This window comes from Nonomuraea sp. NPDC049695 (assembly GCF_040674955.1).
Lineage (GTDB): Bacteria > Actinomycetota > Actinomycetes > Streptosporangiales > Streptosporangiaceae > Nonomuraea > Nonomuraea helvata.
Genome location: NZ_JBFANV010000022.1, coordinates 58,991 through 77,062 on the forward strand (window position 1 = coordinate 58,991; position 18,072 = coordinate 77,062).

14 protein-coding genes are annotated in these 18,072 nt (G+C 67.7%); 6 read left to right on the forward strand and 8 right to left on the reverse strand.

Annotated elements, in window-relative coordinates:
* Positions 1-6: 6 nt before the first annotated feature.
* Genes AB0J64_RS20950 through AB0J64_RS20960 form a run of 3 tightly spaced genes read right to left on the reverse strand, consistent with a single transcriptional unit; the run spans position 7 to position 3,082 of the window.
* The gene (locus AB0J64_RS20950; RefSeq protein ID WP_364029059.1) at positions 7-864 is read right to left on the reverse strand and encodes a carbohydrate ABC transporter permease; all 858 of its coding nucleotides are present in this window, start codon (positions 862-864) and stop codon (positions 7-9) included.
* Positions 861-1,775 (reverse strand): sugar ABC transporter permease, encoded by a 915-nt coding sequence (locus AB0J64_RS20955; RefSeq protein ID WP_364029061.1) that lies wholly within the window; start codon positions 1,773-1,775, stop codon positions 861-863. Before AB0J64_RS20955 ends, AB0J64_RS20950 begins: the two co-directional genes overlap by 4 nt.
* The gene (locus tag AB0J64_RS20960) at positions 1,772-3,082 is read right to left on the reverse strand and encodes a sugar ABC transporter substrate-binding protein (RefSeq protein WP_364029063.1); all 1,311 of its coding nucleotides are present in this window, start codon (positions 3,080-3,082) and stop codon (positions 1,772-1,774) included. The genes AB0J64_RS20955 and AB0J64_RS20960 overlap by 4 nt, the downstream gene beginning before the upstream one ends.
* A gap of 168 nt (positions 3,083-3,250) precedes the next feature.
* Between AB0J64_RS20960 and AB0J64_RS20965 the strand changes: the two genes are divergently transcribed.
* Positions 3,251-4,423, forward strand: a complete 1,173-nt coding sequence (locus AB0J64_RS20965) for an ROK family transcriptional regulator (RefSeq protein ID WP_364029065.1) — start codon at positions 3,251-3,253, stop codon at positions 4,421-4,423.
* Between the two features lie 45 nt (positions 4,424-4,468).
* Positions 4,469-6,196 carry a beta-galactosidase gene (locus AB0J64_RS20970; RefSeq protein WP_364029067.1) on the forward strand — a complete coding sequence of 576 codons (1,728 nt, stop codon included), beginning with the start codon at positions 4,469-4,471 and terminating at the stop codon, positions 6,194-6,196.
* Positions 6,197-6,428: 232 nt separating this feature from the next.
* Here the strand turns inward: AB0J64_RS20970 and AB0J64_RS20975 are convergent, their stop codons facing one another.
* On the reverse strand, positions 6,429-7,925 hold the full coding sequence (locus tag AB0J64_RS20975) for a cellulase family glycosylhydrolase (protein WP_364029069.1): 1,497 nt from the start codon (positions 7,923-7,925) through the stop codon (positions 6,429-6,431).
* A gap of 211 nt (positions 7,926-8,136) precedes the next feature.
* Here AB0J64_RS20975 and AB0J64_RS20980 point away from each other — a divergent pair, with 211 nt between their 5' ends.
* The gene (locus AB0J64_RS20980; RefSeq protein WP_364029071.1) at positions 8,137-9,405 is read left to right on the forward strand and encodes an ROK family protein; all 1,269 of its coding nucleotides are present in this window, start codon (positions 8,137-8,139) and stop codon (positions 9,403-9,405) included.
* Between the two features lie 426 nt (positions 9,406-9,831).
* Positions 9,832-12,312 carry a sugar-binding domain-containing protein gene (locus AB0J64_RS20985; protein ID WP_364029073.1) on the forward strand — a complete coding sequence of 827 codons (2,481 nt, stop codon included), beginning with the start codon at positions 9,832-9,834 and terminating at the stop codon, positions 12,310-12,312.
* A gap of 254 nt (positions 12,313-12,566) precedes the next feature.
* Here AB0J64_RS20985 and AB0J64_RS20990 read toward each other — a convergent pair whose 3' ends face one another.
* Positions 12,567-15,299 (reverse strand): PQQ-binding-like beta-propeller repeat protein, encoded by a 2,733-nt coding sequence (locus tag AB0J64_RS20990; RefSeq protein ID WP_364029075.1) that lies wholly within the window; start codon positions 15,297-15,299, stop codon positions 12,567-12,569.
* On the reverse strand, positions 15,257-16,036 hold the full coding sequence (locus tag AB0J64_RS20995) for a hypothetical protein (RefSeq protein WP_364029077.1): 780 nt from the start codon (positions 16,034-16,036) through the stop codon (positions 15,257-15,259). The genes AB0J64_RS20990 and AB0J64_RS20995 overlap by 43 nt, the downstream gene beginning before the upstream one ends.
* 412 nt (positions 16,037-16,448) lie before the next feature.
* Between AB0J64_RS20995 and AB0J64_RS21000 the strand changes: the two genes are divergently transcribed.
* Positions 16,449-16,685, forward strand: a complete 237-nt coding sequence (locus tag AB0J64_RS21000; protein ID WP_364029079.1) for a hypothetical protein — start codon at positions 16,449-16,451, stop codon at positions 16,683-16,685.
* On the opposite strand, the gene AB0J64_RS21005 is transcribed toward AB0J64_RS21000, so the two are convergent.
* Both AB0J64_RS21005 and AB0J64_RS21010 read right to left on the reverse strand, forming a co-directional pair.
* Positions 16,682-17,221, reverse strand: a complete 540-nt coding sequence (locus AB0J64_RS21005) for a hypothetical protein (RefSeq protein WP_364029081.1) — start codon at positions 17,219-17,221, stop codon at positions 16,682-16,684. The genes AB0J64_RS21000 and AB0J64_RS21005 overlap by 4 nt on opposite strands.
* A gap of 81 nt (positions 17,222-17,302) precedes the next feature.
* On the reverse strand, positions 17,303-17,494 hold the full coding sequence (locus AB0J64_RS21010; protein ID WP_364029191.1) for a hypothetical protein: 192 nt from the start codon (positions 17,492-17,494) through the stop codon (positions 17,303-17,305).
* Between the two features lie 370 nt (positions 17,495-17,864).
* On the opposite strand from AB0J64_RS21010, the gene AB0J64_RS21015 reads away from it, so the two are divergent.
* Positions 17,865-18,068, forward strand: a complete 204-nt coding sequence (locus AB0J64_RS21015; RefSeq protein ID WP_364029083.1) for a hypothetical protein — start codon at positions 17,865-17,867, stop codon at positions 18,066-18,068.
* The last annotated feature ends 4 nt before the right edge of the window (positions 18,069-18,072 follow it).

Consider the following 18,072-nt stretch of genomic DNA (forward strand, 5'->3'; position numbering starts at 1 on the left):
GCGGCGTCAGCCCTTCAACCCTCCGCTGAGCAGGTCGAGTCGCCAGAAGCGCTGCAGGAACAGCAGCAGGGCGATGAGCGGGATCACCGACACGGCGGCGCCCACGATGGCGATGCCGTACAGGACGGGCTGGCCCGAGCCCTTGCTGAGCAGGGTGTACAGGCCCACGGTGATCGGGAACTTGGTCTCGTCCGACAGCATGATGTACGGCAGCAGGAAGTTGTTCCAGGTTCCGACGAACTGCAGCAGGAAGATCGTCACCATGCCGGGGATCATCATGGGCAACCCGATCGAGCCGAAGATGCGATACTCGCCCGCCCCATCGATCCTGGCCGCCTCCATCGTCGCGTCCGGGACGGACGCCATCGCGTACACCCTTGCCAGGTAGATGCCGAACGGCGAGATGAGGCCCGGCAGCAGGACCGACCAGTAGCCGCCCACCAGGTCCATCTCGGACATGATCAGGTATTGCGGGATGGCCAGCGTCATGCCGGGCACGAGGACCCCGGCCAGGACGGCGTAGAACAGGATGTTGCGGCCGCGGAACTCGTACTTGGCCATGGCGTACCCGGCCAGCGTCGAGATCAGGGTCGAGACCGCGGAGCCCGCGACCGCGTACAGGACGCTGTTGGCCGTCCACCGCAGGTAGAGGCCGTTCCCGTAGGTGAACAGGTCGCGCAGGTTGTCCAGCAGGCCCGTTCCTGGGGCGAAGGTGAACGTCGAGAACAATTCGCCGCTCGACTTGGTCGAAGCCACGAGCACCCACGCGACGGGCACCAGGCAGTAGATCGAGCCGATGAGCAGGACAAGGGTGGGAAGGATCTGGGCGCGCCGGTGTGGGAGCACGTGGCCGGTGGCACTCACTGCATGCCTCCGAAGGCGCGCTTCTGGGTGACCTTCAGGAGCACGACCGAGACCACAAGGGTGCCTGCTGCCAGCAGGACGGAGGCGGCCGAGGCCAGCGGCAGGTCGTCCCGGATGAAGGCGTTGCGGTAGATGTGCATCAAGGGCACCCAATCCTGAGAGATCTCCGTGGTCATCGGTCTCACGGTGGTCGGCTCGCCGTACACCTGCAGCGTTCCGATCAGCGCGAACAGTCCGGTGAGCACGAGCGCGGGCGCCACCAGCGGGATCTTGATCCGCCAGGCGATCTGCCATTCGGAGGCTCCGTCGATGCGTGCCGCGTCGTAAAGCTCCGACGGGATGCCGCGCAGCGAAGTGAAGATAATGATCATGTTGAAGCCGACGCCGCCCCACACCGCGATGTTGGCCAGCGACGGGTAGATGCCGCCCGCGCCCAGAAATGGGATCGCACCCAGTCCCAGCTCCCGGGTCAGGTAGCTGAACGGGCTGGTCGATGGCAGGTACATGAAGCCCCACAGCAGCGAGGCCGTCACGCCCGGGACGGCGTACGGGATGAAGATCGCCGTGCGCGAGAACCTCCTGGCCCGCGACCCGGCATGGTCGAGGAGCAGCGCGAACAGCAGCGCCAGCCCGAGCGTGAGCGGCACGCTGATCAGGCCGTAGAGGGCGAGTCGGCCGAAGCCGGTGAAGAACTCGGGGTCGGTGAGTGTCTTCAGGTAGTTGTCGAGTCCGACGAAGACCTCCTCGCGTGTGCCGAAGATGCCCTTGCCGGTCAACCGCAGGCCGCGCGCGCTGAGGTAGATCGCGTAGCCGATGGGGATCGCCAGAAAGGCCAGGAAGAGCAGCACAGCGGGCGCCACGAACAGATACGGCGCCCGGGATCTGCGCTCGGCCCCGGTCGTGGCGGTCATGGACCCGCGACCTTGAAGCCGGTGGTCTTCATGTCCTCCATCACGAGGTTGTGCGTCTTCTTCAGCGCGTCCCTCAGCGGGGTGCGGTTCTTGATCGCGGCGGAGACGGCGTCCTGGTACGCACTCTTGGCGGTGTTGACGTTCGGACCCCAGCTGATGTGCGGGATCGTGCGCTGGGCCGCCTTGGTGGCGATGTCCCAGTAGTCCTTCTGGTTCGCCGTCAGCTTGGGCGGCGGACTGCTGCTCGCGGCCTGCTGACCGGCCAGCGACGCCGGGTACTCGCCCAGCGAGATCTGGACGTCGTACGCCGTCTTGTTGGTGTTCATCCACTTGGCGAACGTCGCCGCGGCCTCGGGGTGCTTGGAGGCCTTGGTGACGGTCAACGCGGAGCCGCCCTGGAAGGCCACCCGGTCGTCGCCCGCCTTCCACTGGGGGAGAGGCGCGATGGCCCAGTCGCCCGCCTGCTTCTCCGCGATTCCGTACAGCACGCCCGGCGCCCACAGGGCGGCTGGCCAGGTGAGGATCTTGCCCTTGTTCAGCTTGTTGTTCCACTCGGGAGTGAGCAGCGGCTCGGCCTTGACGAGGTCCTTGTCGATGAGCCCCTGCCAGAAGTCGGCCACCTCAAGGGAGGCCTGGTCGGCGATGCCCACCGTCCACGTCTGGTCCTGGACCTTCCACCAGGAGGCGCCGGCCTGCTGGGCGAGCCCGGCGAAGTTGCCGAACTCCGACGGCGAGAAGGTCGCGAGGTAGGCCTCGGGGTCCTTCTTGCGCACGTCCGCCGCGACCTTCGCGAAGTCCTGCCAGGTGGCGGGCGGCTCGATCTTCAGCTCCCGGAAACGCTTCTTGTTGTAGACCAGGACCATCGGGCCGACGTCCTGCGGCACTCCGTAGACGGCGCCGTCGAAACTGGTCAGGTTCCACACTTCCGGGCTGAAGGCGTCCTTCACGTCGCCGGTGTAAGTGGAGATGTCGGCCAGCGCCCCGGCCACGATCATGGAAGGCACGGTTTCGTATTCCATGCAGGCGGCGTCGGGGCCGTTGCCTGCCCGGTTCGCCGTGAGCAGCTTGGTCGCCGTGTCGGTGCCACCTCCCACGTTGGTGTGCTTGACCTGGATGTTCGGGTGGGCCTTGTTGAACGCCTCGACGTTGGCCTTCTGGGCGGAGCCCCAGCACCAGAACTCCAGCGTCACCGGCCCGGCGTTCGCCGCCGGCGTGCCGGTGCTCGCGGGCGTGCCCGACGAGCAGGCCGCGAGGACGGCGGCCATGCTGAGCGCCGAGATGGAACCGCCTAGCCTCGAGATACGCATCCGTGCCTCCTTCACTGGGAAGCGATATGGCTTCGCAACAAAGCCAACCTAGAGACAAGATGAGAGGCATGTCACTACTTGCAGCACTTTTCAGTGACTTCGATGTGAAGATGTCGTTACTCCGAGGACATGCTAGTTTCGTGGCAAAGCCAACAGGGGGTGAGGTTGATGGAGGTTGAGTCCGGAAGCTGGTCCGGCACGTGGGACGACGTGCCGGACGCGGCCCGCTCCATCGTCAAGGAGCTCATCATCCACGGCCCCGCGTCCCGGACCGCGCTGGCCAGGACCTTGCGCCTGTCGACCGGCAGCCTGACGAGACTGACCAAGCCCATGGTCGACGCCGGGCTCCTCGTCGAAGGCGACGTGGTGCACGACCCGGTCAACGGCCGCCCCACTCGCCCCCTGGACGTGGCCGCGGGCGAGCACCGCTTCTTCGGTGTCAAGCTGACCGCGGACCACGTCCACGCCGTCGTCACCGACCTGCGCGCCCAGATCGTCGCGGCCCGCGACGAGCCGATCTCCGACCACGCTCCTGAGGCCGTGTGCCGCCAGGCCCGGCGGCTGCTCGACGAGCTGTCCGGCGGCGGGAAACCACCCGTCGGCGCCGGTGTCACGCTCGCCGGCGACGCCCGCGCCGCGGTTCAGCTCGGCGGCGAGCGGCTGGTCGACTCGGCGTTCCTGGGCTGGCGGCAGGTGCCGCTCAAGCTCCTGCTCGAGCAGGCGCTCGGCGTCCCATGTGTGGTCAAGAACGACGTGGCGGCGCTGGCCCACCAGCATCACTGGTTCGGGGCGGCCCGCGGGCTGAGCGACTTCGCGCTCGTCTCGATCGGGGCCGGGATCGGCTACGCCCTCGTCGTGCACGACCACCTGGTGGCCGCGACCGAGGCGGACCTCGGCATGTTCGCCCACCTGGTGCTGAACGGCGGCGGACCGATGTGCCCGGAAGGCCACCGCGGATGCGCCGCCGCGTACTTGTCCAGCGAGTCGATCGTGACCGCCGCCGGACAAGGACTACGGCGGCCGGTGACGTACGAGGAGGTGATGCGCCTGGCCGCGCGAGGGGACAAGGTGTGCCTCGGCGTCGTCGGCGAGGCCGCGGACGCTCTCGGCAGGCTCATCGCCCACATCGCGACGTTCTCCATGGTCAAGAGGGTGATCGTGGCCGGCGAAGGCGTTGAACTGGCCCGCGTCGCGAAGGACGATCTCGACCGGGCCCTCAGTGCCAACCGGCGCGGCGTGACGAACTCGGCCGAGGTGATCATCGAGGCGGACGACTTTCGCGAATGGGCCCGTGGCGGCGCGGTGGTCGCCATCCAGGGCTTCGTCACCGGCAGCGACTAGTCGGCGCGGCCGCGACACCCCCCAGACGCCCCCATTGGAGGAAGCATGTTCTTCGGCGGAGACTACAACCCCGAACAGTGGCCCGAGGACGTCTGGCGGGAGGATGTCGAGCTGATGCGCCAGGCACGTGTCAATCTCGCCACCGTGGGGGTTTTCTCCTGGTCGCGGCTTGAGCCGTCGGAGGGGGTCTACGACTTCGGCTGGCTCGATCGCGTGCTCGATCTGCTGCACGACAACGGTATCCAGGTCAATCTGGCGACCCCGACCGCGTCTCCGCCGCCCTGGTTCACTCTGGCCTATCCGGACGCGATGCCCGTGCGTACCGACGGGGTCCGGCTCGCCCATGGCAGCCGGGACACGTACTGCGTCAACGCTCCCGCGTACCGGGCGGCCTCGCGCCACATCGTGACGGCGCTGGCCGAGCGGTATGGCGCGCACCCGGCGACGGCCATGTGGCACGTGCACAATGAGTACGGCACGATCTGCCACTGCGATCACTGTGCGACGGCCTTCCGCGCCTGGCTGCGTGACCGGCACAAGTCTCTCGACGCGCTCAACGAGCGGTGGACCACGGCGTTCTGGAGCCAGCACTACTCGTCGTGGGAGCAGATCCTGCCGCCGCGGGCCACCCAGTATCGGGCGAACCCCGCCCAACTGCTGGACTACCGCCGGTTCTGCTCAGACGCGCTGCTGTCCCACTACCTTGAGCAGCGTGACATCCTGCGCGTTCACGGCGACCAGCCGGTGACCACCAACTACGTCATGGCCGGATGGACGCCCCTGGACCACTGGAAATGGTCGGCCGAGGTCGATCTTGTGGCGATCGACCACTACACCGACGAACCCGGCGACGGCGGCCTCGCCCAGATCGCCTTCGCCGCTGACCTCGCCCGCTCCTGGGCGTGCGGGAAGCCGTGGATGCTGATGGAGCAGGGCGTCGCGGCCATGTACACCCCCGAGCGGACAGTGGCGCTGGAGCCAGGAGAGCACGTCCGGCGCAGCCTCGAATACGTGTCACGCGGGGCCGCGGGGGTGCTGCACTTCCAGTGGCGGGCCTCACGTGGCGGGGCGGAGCAGTGGCACCAGGGCATGGTCCCGCATGCGGGCGCCGACAGCCGTGTCTTCCGCGAGGTCGCGGAACTGGGCCGGACGCTCAGCGCGCTTACTCCGGCGCGGCCCGCCGAGGCCGCCGAGGTGGCCATCCTCTGGGACGACGAGGCACACTGGGCGCTCCAGAACCCCGCCCTGCCGACCACCGGGCTGGACTTCCGTGGGTCGGTAGAGCAGGCGCACCGTGTGCTGTGGCAGCACGACATGGCCGCCGACTTCGTCCACCCCTCTCACGACATTTCGTCCTACCGGGTTGTCCTGGTGCCATCCCTCTACCTGATCTCCGACGAGGCCGCCACCAACCTCGCCGGGTACGTCGAACGCGGCGGCACCTTGATCGTGTCGTACTTCAGCGGCGTCGTCGATCCTGACACCCGCGTCCGGCTGGGCGGCTACCCCGGCGCCCTGCGCGACGTCCTCGGTGTCCGGGTCACGGAGTTCCAGCCGCTGACCAGCCCCGTGACGCTGTCAGACGGGACGACCGGCGACTTCTGGAGCGAGACCGTCCTGTTGACGGGCGCCACGGCGACCGCGACGTACGCGGACGGCCGCCCGGCGGTCACCCGGCACCAGGTGGGATCGGGAACCGCCTGGTACGTCTCCACCAGGCTGGACCCGCCCGGTTACGCGAAGGTCCTGGCACTGGCCGGCGTCATGCGCTGACGTGTTGCGATGATCTCTGCGGCGGGGGCACGGTGACCGTGACGATCCACGAGCCCGTGCCCGAGAGCGTCACCGACAGGATGAAGCGGTCGCTCCACTGCCGGCCTGCGAAATCGTGGCTTGTGCAGGCACCGCCGCCGGGCGGCGGGGACGACGACGCGGCCGGAGCCGGGTCCGTCGTCGAATGTCAGCCCGACGGCGTCCGCGCCGCTGGGTGTTCTGGGGTGGTTGGTTACGAGGTCGTGTAGGGGTTCTGGGTGAGCAAGTGGGCCTTGTAGCCTTCGCCGACGCCGGGTTCGGGGGTACCGTTCCAGTCCTTGATAAGGACGCCGCCGGTGCTGCATCCCCACGGGTTCCAGGTCCATGCCAGGTGGGACAGGTCGTGTGCGACGGCCCAGTTCATCAGCGTGTCCATGTAGTCGTAGCCGCAGTTGTCCTGGCCGAACTCGCCGATCACTACCGGTACCTGCTGGGCGAGTGGCGCGATCTGGGTGTCCCAGCAGGACGCGGTGGCGCAGGCGTTGAAGCTGTACGCGTGCCAGGACGCGGCGATGTTGTCCAGCGGGTCGTTCGGCTTGTATGCCAGCCACTCCCGCATGTCGTTGGCCCACTCCAGGCCGCCCACCATGAGGACGTTGGTCGCGCCGGTTGCCCGGACCGCGTCGACCAGGTCCTGCATGCCGGCCACCTCATAGGGAATGCCGGTGCAGGTGCCGCCGTCTCGCAGGCACTGCCAGCCCAAGGTCTTGTTCCAGTCGCTGCCGATCTCCGGGTACGGCTCGTTGAACAGATCGAAGACGACAGAGTCGTTGCCCTTGAAGGTGTTCGCGACGCTGGTCCAGAACTGGGGGGCGTACTGCGCGTCCGGCATCGGCTTCTGGCACGTCGCGGTGGCGTCCTTGCAGTGCCAGTCCGGCCCGTTGCTGTAGGCGCCCGAGGTCCAGTGCAGGTCGAGGATCGGGGTGATGCCGTTGGCGACCAGCAGGTTGACGTAGGCCTTCACGCCCTGCTGGTAGGTGGCGCCGCTGGGCGAGCCGTTGACGCCGAGCCAGCACTCCTCGTTCAACGGCAGGCGCACCGCGTGGATGTTCCAGCTCTTCATGGCGTCGACCGAGGCTTGGTCGACCGGGCCACTGTCCCATTGGCCCTTGCCTTGCACGCAGGCGTATTCGCCGCTTGAGCGGTCCACGCCGAGCAGACGGTAAGGCTTGCCGTCCGACGTGACGATCTTGTTGCCGGACACTCGAAGGCGTGGTGCTGGACCGCTGGGGTTGGGGGAGGGAGTGGTGGTTATGGTGGGGGTCGGCGTGGCCACCGAGCCGGTGCAGGCTGTGCCGTTGAGCGCGAACGAGGCGGGTACCGGGTTGGCGCCCTTCCATGCTCCGGCGAAACCGATGGAGGTGGACGCCCCGGTGTCCAGTGACCCGTTCCAATCCAGGCTGGCGGCGGATACGCGAGCCCCGGACTGCGTCCAGGTGGCGCTCCAGCCTTGGGTGACCTTCTGATCGGTGTCGGGGAAGTCGAATGTTAAAGTCCACCCCTTGACGGCGGAGCCGAGGTTGGTGATGGCCACGTTGGCGGTGAATCCACTGGGCCATTGGCTTTGGACGGTGTACGTGACGGAGCAGCCAGTGCTGGCAGCCGACGAGGGGAGCGTGGTCGCTGCCATGCTGCCCAGTGCCAGGACTCCGACGGCGCCGAACGTGAGCAGCGCATGACGATGTTTCATCTGATCCCTCTACTTGAGATAGATGCGGACAGCTGCTCCAGCATGCTTAGTTAGCAAAGTTATAAAAGTCAATCGCGAAACTATCTCCAGGAAGCAGAGCATCTGGAGGTCGGGATAGACCCCAGCTCAAGGGCTTGACGTGGAGCTGCTCATCCGGCGGATCGATGAAAATAAGGTAGCTTTTGTACATCAGGGTGTGGGAGGTGACACGGTGACGAGCCCCATCTGGGCAACTCGGACGAAGACCCGCGGAATGGTGCTCGACCTGATCCGGGCGGCGCGGGCGATCAGCCGGGTGGAGCTCGTGGGGGCGACCGGTTTGACGGCACCGACGATCTCCGAGGTCGTGCGTGAGCTCATGGTCGACGGTCTGGTCGTCGAGGCGGGGCTGGGGGCGTCGACGGGTGGCAAGCGCCCGATGCTCGTCCAGCTCAATCCCTCAGCCCGCTACAGCGTCGGGGTGCAGCTGGAACGCAATACGTGCGTGATCGTCGTGGTCGATCTGGCCGGCCGGCAGATCGCGAGGATGTCGTTCAGCGGAGTGTCCTCGATGCCGCCGGAGCGCGGGCTGTCGTCGGTGGCCACGCAGGTGAACGCGCTGCTCGACACAGCGGCCGTCGATCGCGACAAGGTGCTGGGAGTCGGCTTGGTCAGCTATGGGCCGCAGGATCGGCAGGCTGGCGTGTTGCTGACCCCTCAGCCCACCGAGGAGTGGTTCGGCTACCCGATCGCGGACCGTCTCGCCGAGAGCCTCGGTCTGCCGGTCCTGTTGGACAACGACGCGGCGGCGGCCGCGATCGGTGAGTACTGGATGGGAGCGGTGGAGCCACGCAGCACCTACGGCTGCATCTACATGGCCACCGGGATCGGCGGTGGCGTGGTGATCGCAGGCGAGGTGTATCGCGGCAGCTCTTCGAACAGCGTGGAGATCGGCCACATCTCCATCGACGTCAACGGGGACGAGTGTCCTTGTGGCAACCGTGGTTGTCTGGAGAACTACGCCGGCCCGGCGGCGGTGGTCAGGCAGGCGCTGACGACGCCCGGGCTTGGCCAGCGGCTGGCGCTCGACCCGACGGGAGACGACTTCCTCACCGAGTTCGCGCGGCTCGCGGCCGCGGCGAACGCCGGTGACCCGGCCGCCCGGGGCCTGGTCGAACGGTCGGCCCGCTATCTGGGTTGCGCCGCGGTCACCATGGCCACTCTGTTCGACCTCGACACGGTGGTCCTCGCCGGGCCGAGCTTCGCGGTCGCCGGCTCGATCTACCAGTCGGTGATCCAGGAGGAGGTGGACCGCCGCACCTTCGCGCGGCGGGCTCACCGGGTGCGGGTCGTGCCATCAGTCAGCGGATCGGACGCCGCAGCGATCGGTGGGGCGGTCCTCGTCCTGCAGAGCGAGTTGACCCTCGGCCACGGCCGTCCGACGGACAACGCCCAACCACCGTCTCCGGAGAGCGAGGCGGCGGACGCGACCGCCGTGTGACGTCGCCGGGATGCTCGGACGTGGCTTGTCGCGGCCTTCGACGGAGCAGGGTGTTCGGCGGTCGCCGGGCACGAGGCCCGCGCCGCGCACCTGGAGTGTCAGGACGTCTTCGCCGCCATCGCGATGGCCTACCGAACGCATCTGCTCCGATGAGGCGCCGCGCGCCTGTGGTCCCAGGCGGAACTCCCGCTTTGTTCGGACGCCTGCGAAAGTGCAGCCAGGGCTGGCGCAACCTGGACTGTGAGTCCAAGCAGAGCTCAGTAGCTTGGTCGGCGCGAAGATCGGCCAGGTCAAACCATGCCATCAAAGGGTGCTTTCCGACGACGCGATCGACTTCAGCCCGGCAGTGTTGACTTAATTAAGTTTATTACGTGACTATGACCTCTGTGTTAGGTCCGACGCAGCCGACCGATCGGAGCAGTTCCGATGATGCGTACCACGGTCCACGACGGATGGCACCTGGCTGCCGTGGGAGGGCCGGTGCCCGACTTTCTCGCCGGACGCCTCCTGCCGGCCCAGGTGCCGGGCAGTGCACACCTGGACCTGATGGCTGCGGGTGTCATCACCGATCCGTACCTGGATCGCACTGAGGCCGACCTGGGCTGGGCACATCGTGTCGACTGGCGGTACTCGACGACGTTCCAGGCCGAGGCGCCTCGCCCGGGCGAGCGGGTGGAACTGGTCTTCGACGGCATCGACACGGTCGGCATCGTCGAGCTGAACGGTCACGTCCTGGGCCATACCGCCAACATGCACCGCAGCTACCGGTTCGACGTTCGCGAGGTGCTGCACGAGGGGCGCAACGACCTCACCGTGACGCTGAAATCCGCACTCACCTATGCCGAGGACATGGAGGGCCGCCTCGGCCGACGGCAGCGCGCCTACCCCCACCCGTACAACTCGATCCGCAAGATGGCGTGTTCTTTCGGCTGGGACTGGGGGCCGGACTTGCAGACCGCCGGCCTGTGGAAGCCGGTACGGCTGGAACGCTGGGACACAGTGCGGCTGGTACGGGTACGTCCCCTCGTGACTGTTCTAGCGGACGGCACGGGCAGGATCGACGTGAACCTGGAACTGGACCGTGCCGACGACCGGGCATACACCGTGGTGGCCGCGGTGGACGGACGTGAGGAACGGGTGACCGTGACCGGTGACACGGCGACGGTCAGCGTGTACGTGCCGAACGCGCGGCTGTGGTGGCCGGTCGGGTACGGCGAACAGCCGCTGTACGACTTGACCGTGACCGTGCTGTCCGGCGGCGACCCAGCGGATGACCCGGCGGATGTCGTCCGGCGCCGCGTGGGCTTCCGCACGGTCACCGTCGACACCGACCCCGACGAGATCGGTACCCCGTTCACCTTCGTCGTCAACGGCAAACAGCTCTTCGCCAAGGGTGCGAACTGGATTCCCGACGACCATTTCCTCACCCGGGTCACCCGCGAACGGATCGCGCGCCGCGTCGACCAGGCGGTCAAGGCGAACATGAACATGCTGCGGGTCTGGGGCGGCGGCATTTACGAGACCGACGACTTCTACGATGTCTGCGACGAGCGCGGCGTGCTGGTGTGGCAGGACTTTCCCTTCGCGTGCGCCTTCTACGCGGAAGAGGAACCCCTGCGCAGCGAGGTCGAGGCCGAGGCGCGGGAGAACGTCACCCGACTCGTCGCTCACCCGTCGCTCGTGCTGTGGAACGGCAACAACGAAAACCTGCCCGCCTACCACGACTGGGGCTGGCAGGAGGACCTACAGGGACGAAGTTGGGGTCTTGGGTACTACACCGATCTGGTGCCCGCGATCCTCGCCGAGCTGGACCCCACGCGTCCGTACGCACCCGGCAGCCCGTACAGCCCCGGTGACCTGCCGCCGAACGACCCGGACCACGGCACCCGACACGAGTGGGATGTGTGGAACGCGGTCGACTACACCCATTACCGCGACCACATCCCCCGCTTCTGCGCCGAGTTCGGCTTCCAGGCACCACCGACCTGGGCCACGCTCACCCGGTGGATCCACGACGAGCCCATCACATCGACCTCTCCCGGCTTCCTGCACCACCAGAAGGCTCATGACGGGAACGGGAACCTCCATCGCGGCCTTGCCCCTCACCTGCCCGTTCCGACGGACTTCGAAGACTGGCACTGGGCGACACAGCTCAACCAGGCCCGCGCGGTCGCACTCGGCATCGAACACTTCCGTTCCTGGTGGCCACGAACCGCCGGCGCCCTCGTATGGCAGCTCAACGACTGCTGGCCGGCCATCTCATGGTCGGCCGTGGACAGCGAGGAGCGACCCAAACCCCTCTACTACGCGATCAAGCACGCTTTCGCCCCCCGGCTGCTGACCGTGCAGCCCCGCGCCGGCCGTCCCACGCTGATCGCCGTGAACGACCTCGACGAACCCTGGACCGCGGAGATCGTCGCGACGAGACAGACCTTCGCCGGCTCGATCCGTGCCGTCGGTGAGTTCCCCCTTACCGTCGCACCGCGCTCGGCCACCCGGCTCGACCTGCCCGACGACTTGCTCAAACCCGTCGACGTGAGCAGCGAGGTGCTGGTCGTGAGCACCGCGGACGCCCGGACCCACCACTTCTTCGCCGAGGACCGTGACCTCGCCTACCACCCGGTGCCCCTGACCGCGACCGTGGACCGCGTCACCGGTGGTTACCGCATCGAAGTGCATGCCGCCTCATACACGCGCGACATCGTGGTCCTGGCGGACAAGGTCGCCCCGGACGCGATCGTCGACGACATGCTGGTTTCGCTCGCGGCGGGGGAGACATTCACCTTTCACATCCACACCGCGACGACGCTGCCCCACCCCGCAGCGCTGGCCGGCGCCCAGGTCCTGCGCCACGCCAACACGATCGCAGTCAGCACCACCAACACCGATTGGAGGTCGCGGCGATGACATGGAAGACGAAGTGGTACGGGCGGCGATTCGTTCCACGGCAGGCAACGGTCGAGGAGTTCGCGGTGGCAGGACTGCACATCCTCGGCGTCACCGCCGCGCGGAATCCGGCCAGCGCCTCCGTCAGCAGGCCCTCGGCGGTGGCGGCGTCCCCGAAGCTCAGATGCGTAACGTTGGCACGTTCCGTAACCACCGAATCTGCGACAGAGGCGAAAGATGTAGATAAGCCACCACCTGGGGGCTAAACGCCCACTTTAAGGGCCTGCCGTGCGCCATGCGTAGATGTTTCCGTTGGAGCTGCCGATGTATACGAAACCGTCTGTCACGACAGGGTCGGTTTCGACGGTGCCACCGGTTCGGAACCTCGATCGCGCCGTGCCGGTGGCGGGGTCGAGGGCGTACAGAGTTCCCTCGCGGTCGGAGACGTAGACGGCTCCATCCGCTGCCACGGGGCCGGTGCCGCGGCCACCGGGCAGCGGGAGGCGCCAGCGCATCTTGCCCGTGGCGGTGTCGAGCGCATACAGCGTACGGTCGCGGCCGACGGTGTACACGAGTCCGTCCGCCACCGTGGCGCTCCATTTGAACATGGGCTGGTCGCCCTTGGCCTGGAAATCCCACAGGGGCGCGCCGGTCGCGGCGTCCAGCGCGTGCGTGGTGCCCTCGTCGTCGCCCACGTACACGGTCCTGCCGGCCACCACCGGACGGAAGGAGATGGTGCCGGTGATCCGTGACCTCCATCGGACCTCGCCCGAGACGGCGTCCAGGGCGTTCACGTCGCCGTTGCTGCTCGTGGCGTAGACGGTCGTGCCAGCCCGTAGCACGAGGATGCGGTCGTGTTCCGCGCCGAGTCGGTAGCGCCGGTTCTCGGTTCCGGTGGCGGGGGCCAGGGCGTACATCACGCCGTGGTCGCTGCCGGTGAAAACGACGTCGCCGGCCAGCACGGGCTCGGGGTTCAGCACGTCGCCGGCCGGCTCGAAGCTCCACAGCTGCTTGCCGGAGGCGGCGTCGAGCGCGACGAGTTCGGCCTTTGAGGACCAGGCAGGGTGTCTCGTCCAGAGGTAGAGGCGGCCCGCCGCGACCACGAGGTCACCGAACACGGTGATCTTGTGGCGCCATCTCGGGCGGCCGGTGCCCGTGTCCAGCGCCACCAGCCTGCCGGTGCTGCCAGCCGCATACACGGTGCCGTGCGCCACCACGTGGTCGTCTTCCACGGGACCGCCCGTCCGGTAGCGCCACCGCACCGCGCCGGTGGCGGCGTCCAGCGCGGACACCGTGCCGTCGCCGCTGGTGGCGTAGACGACGCCGCCGGTCACCACCGGCTCGGTACGCACGGCCGCGTCGGTCGGGAAACTCCATCCGCGTTCGCGCACGGGAGCGGGGGCGCGAACGCCCGGCTCGTACCGGGCGAGCAGATGGTCGCGCAGCAGCGAGGAGAGGAGCCGCACCGCCTGCCGTGATGACGAGGTCAGCCGGACGATGATGGGGCCCACGTTGATGATCGTCGCGCCGTAGAAGCCGTTCGTCTCGGCCACGGTGTAGGACAGGAAGCCCGGGGCCTCGGTGGTGGGATCGATGTCGCCGGCCTCTTTGACGGCGGCGGCCTCGGCGGTGTACAGCTTGCGCGCGCTCGCGTCCGACGACGACACCCATTCCACGGACAGCGAGACGACGGCGCCGTCGTCGGCCGGCGGTATCCAGTCGCATTTCGCCGCGCCGTCCGTTGCCGGGGCCGGGCGGTAGCCATCCGCGAAGGCCGCCAGGTCGCGGCCGGTCAGCAAACCGCAGGCGTCCGGCCAGGCGGTCTTTGGGCGGGCGGTCCCGTAGATCAGCCTGTACGCGGTGAGCCGCCCGTCCCCGGGGACATCACTGAACACGAAAGCCATGTCCCTGCTCGCCCCGGCAAGGGAGACCAGGTGGGCGGGCAAGTCGATCGGTAGCCCGGCGAGCCGCCCGGTGCCGGGGTCCACGGAGATCAAGTAGGCGGGCAGTGGCCAGGTGGAGTCCTGCAGGGTACGGCCCTGGTCGTTCTCCACGGTGGAGGAGCCGGCGTACAGGGGCGGGTTCCAGCGGCCCGGATTCGTGACCTTGACGGCTTGCGGGCCGGTGTACAGCAGGCGGCCGTCGGGCCCGAAGAAGAAGTCGTCCTTGCCCGCCCTGGCGTGCACGTACCCTTCGGCGTTGGCCGTGAGCCTGATCGGCGGGCCTCCGTCCTCCGGGGAGGACGACGACGGCAGCAGGCGCGTCCATCCCTGCCGCAGGGTCTGCGGATCCATCGAGGCCAGCCGCAGCTCGTTCCCCTGGCAGTAGCTGAGCAGCCGCACCGATCGGGCCGTCGCGGCGCCGGTCAGCCTGCAGCTTCGCGGGTAAGTCATCCTGGCCGTGGTCATTCCGGTCCGCGCATCGAGGGCCTGGATGTCGAGGGGGTCGTCTGGCTGCTCGAACACCACGATGCTGCGCTCGGTCGCCATGATCCGCGGGCCGTGGTACGAACCGGTGTCACCCAGTCGGGGCTGACGGAGGGCGGTGATGACCGTGTGCCGCCACAGCGGCGCGCCCGTGGCCAGGTCGTGGCCGTACAGGGTCTGCTCGGCGCCGTCCGGCTCTCCTCTGGCGACAACGAGCGTGTCGCCCGCGATCCAGACGCCGGTGATGGGCGCGGGCTGGGCCGGGTCGGCGGGGATGGTGCGCTGGAGCGCGCCTGTGCGCGGGTCGTGGATCCGCACGGTGCCCTGCCGCGTCGCCACGGTGACCGCCCGGGCGGACACGGCGTGGCCCGGGGCCTCCAGGAACCCGACGCCGTTCTCGGCATCGGCGGGCACCGACCACAACGCACGCCACTCGACGGGTACGCGGGGAAGCCTCGTGACGTTGTCCCGGGACGCGGCCGAGCAGGTCGCCAGGATGACCACGAGCAGGATCGCGGCTGACCGGTACCGGCGCGCGGTCAGCACTTCCCGGCCTTGGCGAGCTTCCGTTCGATCGCGCACGCGCCGCTTCTGGAGATCGGCTGCCAGCCGCCGAGCGGAGAGGTCGTGTAGTAGGCGTGGTAGGTGCTGGAGGTACCGGTCACCCGGAACGGGGTACTGCCCGGCCCCTGGATCGTCATCTGCTCGGTCCGGTCCCCCGCGAGCACGGTGATCAGGAGATCGAAGGTGTAGTAGGCGGCCGTGCCCGTGACCCTCATGGATAGCGTGACTCGTTCGTCCCGTTTGAGGTCAATCTGCTTCTTCCTGAAGTACGAGGTGTCCGGGTCTTTGGGAGTGGTGAAGCGGGGTGCGGGATTGTCGAGGTCGGCGGAGAGTTCGATGGTGGCGTCCTCTCCGGCGGGGGTGTAGATGAACAGCGCGCCGTCCGAGACGGGCTTGCGGTCGAGGACGCGCGGCTGGATGTCGACGATGCGCAGGCTGCTGCGATTGCCGACGAGGACGACGGTGAGGTCGGCGGTCTCGAGCGGGGCCCGGTCGTGGCGCGCCATGACCGTGTCGCGTTGCGAGCCGGACGCGCTGCCCAGCAGGACCGCCCGGTCCGCGGGGTCGGTCACCACTTCCCTCAGGGTGGTGTCCTGCGCGGCGTAGTCGACGGCCACGTGGCCGACCTTGATGGGGGGCTCGCCGCTGATGCTGTCGACGGTGTCGGAGCCGCGTGCGTCGAACCAGGCTGCGAACACGACCCCGACGGCCGCGACGATCACGGCGCTGACAATTCCCGCCAGCCACGTCCGCATGGCTTTCCATCCTCCGGCCTCCTCGGTACGGGGGGCGGATGCGGCACGCCTCTTCTGGCGCGCTCCGGCCATGGGACGTCCCCTTCGTTGGCGGTGCAATGACAGCTGATATATAGCTGATGGGACGGTCGCGTGGCCGCAGTGTTGACGAATTCAGTCTGGGAGTTCCTGAATTCCATGGGGCGAATCAGGCCCGAAAGGATTACGGGCAACTAAGTGTTTGGCCGATAAGTTCTGAAGGGGATCGCGATCGAGACTGGACAGCTCGATCCGGGACGTGCAGAACTGTCTCGGTCAGGTCAAAGTCCTCGGCCTGTAGGGCGTCAAAACCCGCGCACGTGGGTTGGTCCGGGATCAATCAGTAGAGCTAGACGACTCGGCGGTACTCGTTGATCGCTCCTCCGAATATCTTGTGGCGTTCGATCCGGCCTTCCACCGGCACCACCATATGCTCATCGTGATCGGGGGGCCGTTGCCGACGAGCCTGATGCGGCCGATGGCCGTTGTAGTGATCGACATATTCGCTCAGGACCGAGTGCAGGTGACGTTCGCCGTAGACCGGCATGCGGTCGGTGCACTCGGCGCGGTGCGCGCCTCGGCATCGGCGCCGGCCCTGGGCGCGATCACCCTGACCGTGCCCGCACGCTAGTCGTCGTCGCCGTACTCGTCGAAGCTGTCCGTGATCATCTGCTCGAGCTGCTTCTGCGTCTCCGCGAGCTCCGCCAGCACCTCCTCGGACGGGCTGTGCTCGGCCAGCCCCACCAGTTCGGCGAGGACCGCACGCATCTCGGCGACGCCGGGCCGTTCCACATCCTGGTGGTCCTCGGAATCAGGCTCGCCCATGTAGCGCAGCAACCAGGCCGCCGACCGAAGACAGCGTACGCGCGGAGTGAGTTGGCCGAGTTCGGTCCAGAGCGCGGCCGCCCGCTGATAGGCGGCCAGCGCTTCTGTGGTCTGTCCGGAATACTGCAGTGCTTCGGCGGCGGACCAGGCCAGTTCGGCATGCATGGCTTGTTGGTCCGAATTATGCTGGACCAGCTCCGCACCCTTGAGAAACTGCTCAGCGGCCTCGCGGTGGCGGCCCAGCTCGTGCAGCGATGCGCCGTATTGTCCCCGGGTCATCGCGATGACCGGTGCGTCGTAAGGGATCTCCACCTTCGGGATCACGTCCTCGAACAGTGCCACTGCTTCGGCATGCCTCTCGAGACGGTGATAGGCGCGCGCCGCCGTGAACGTGTTGTGCAGGGTTTCGGGTGGCCATCGCCTTCACCCCGAGGCTGTGCACAGCAAGGAACGCGGGTCCATCCGCTGCCGCGCTGTCACCGCGTCGACCGCGTTCTGCAGCAGCTCTCTCAGATAGACGCGTGGACTGGAATAAAGGTGGTGGGAGAGGAGATCAACAAGTCCTCGCAGATCAACCTGAAAGGAGTGGGCATTTCCCGACTCTTTGTCCAGCATGTGGAAGATCGTAGCGTCAAGCTATGACATTGATCTCTCACACCGTGGAGGCGGCGATGGTGTAGTTCAGGCGGGCAAACTGGCCGTGGGTTCTCCTGCACTCCCAGGTCGGGTCCTTCTACGCCATCCGCACGATCAATGCCTTGACCGGCCCGCGGGTCCGGGGCCGTCCCGGGCGCCGTTTGTCGGTGTAGGTCCACTTACGCACCACGAGGTGACGGTGCCGGCGCAAGATCGTCGCTGGAGTGGCCGGGAATACTTCCGCTCACGGGCGGCGGTGGCTCAGTCGAGACAACGCCGCAAGCCAGAGCCGATCGGTGGGCCTCCACCGCGGCCGGCCACCGAGCCGGCGGCGGAGTACCTGGTTCTCGTGACGAAGCACCAGCAGCTCAACGTCCTTGGACAGATCAGCGCGCACCAGCACCGCCGGCAGGGCGAACAAGCCCCTCATCAACCGGTGGACAAGCGACAACGACACATCGCGATGGTCGCAGCCGGCGCCCTGATCATGCAGCGAAATCCCAGCTCACAGCATGAAATCGTATGGCCGGGCGGGACCCGTGATGAGTTATGACACC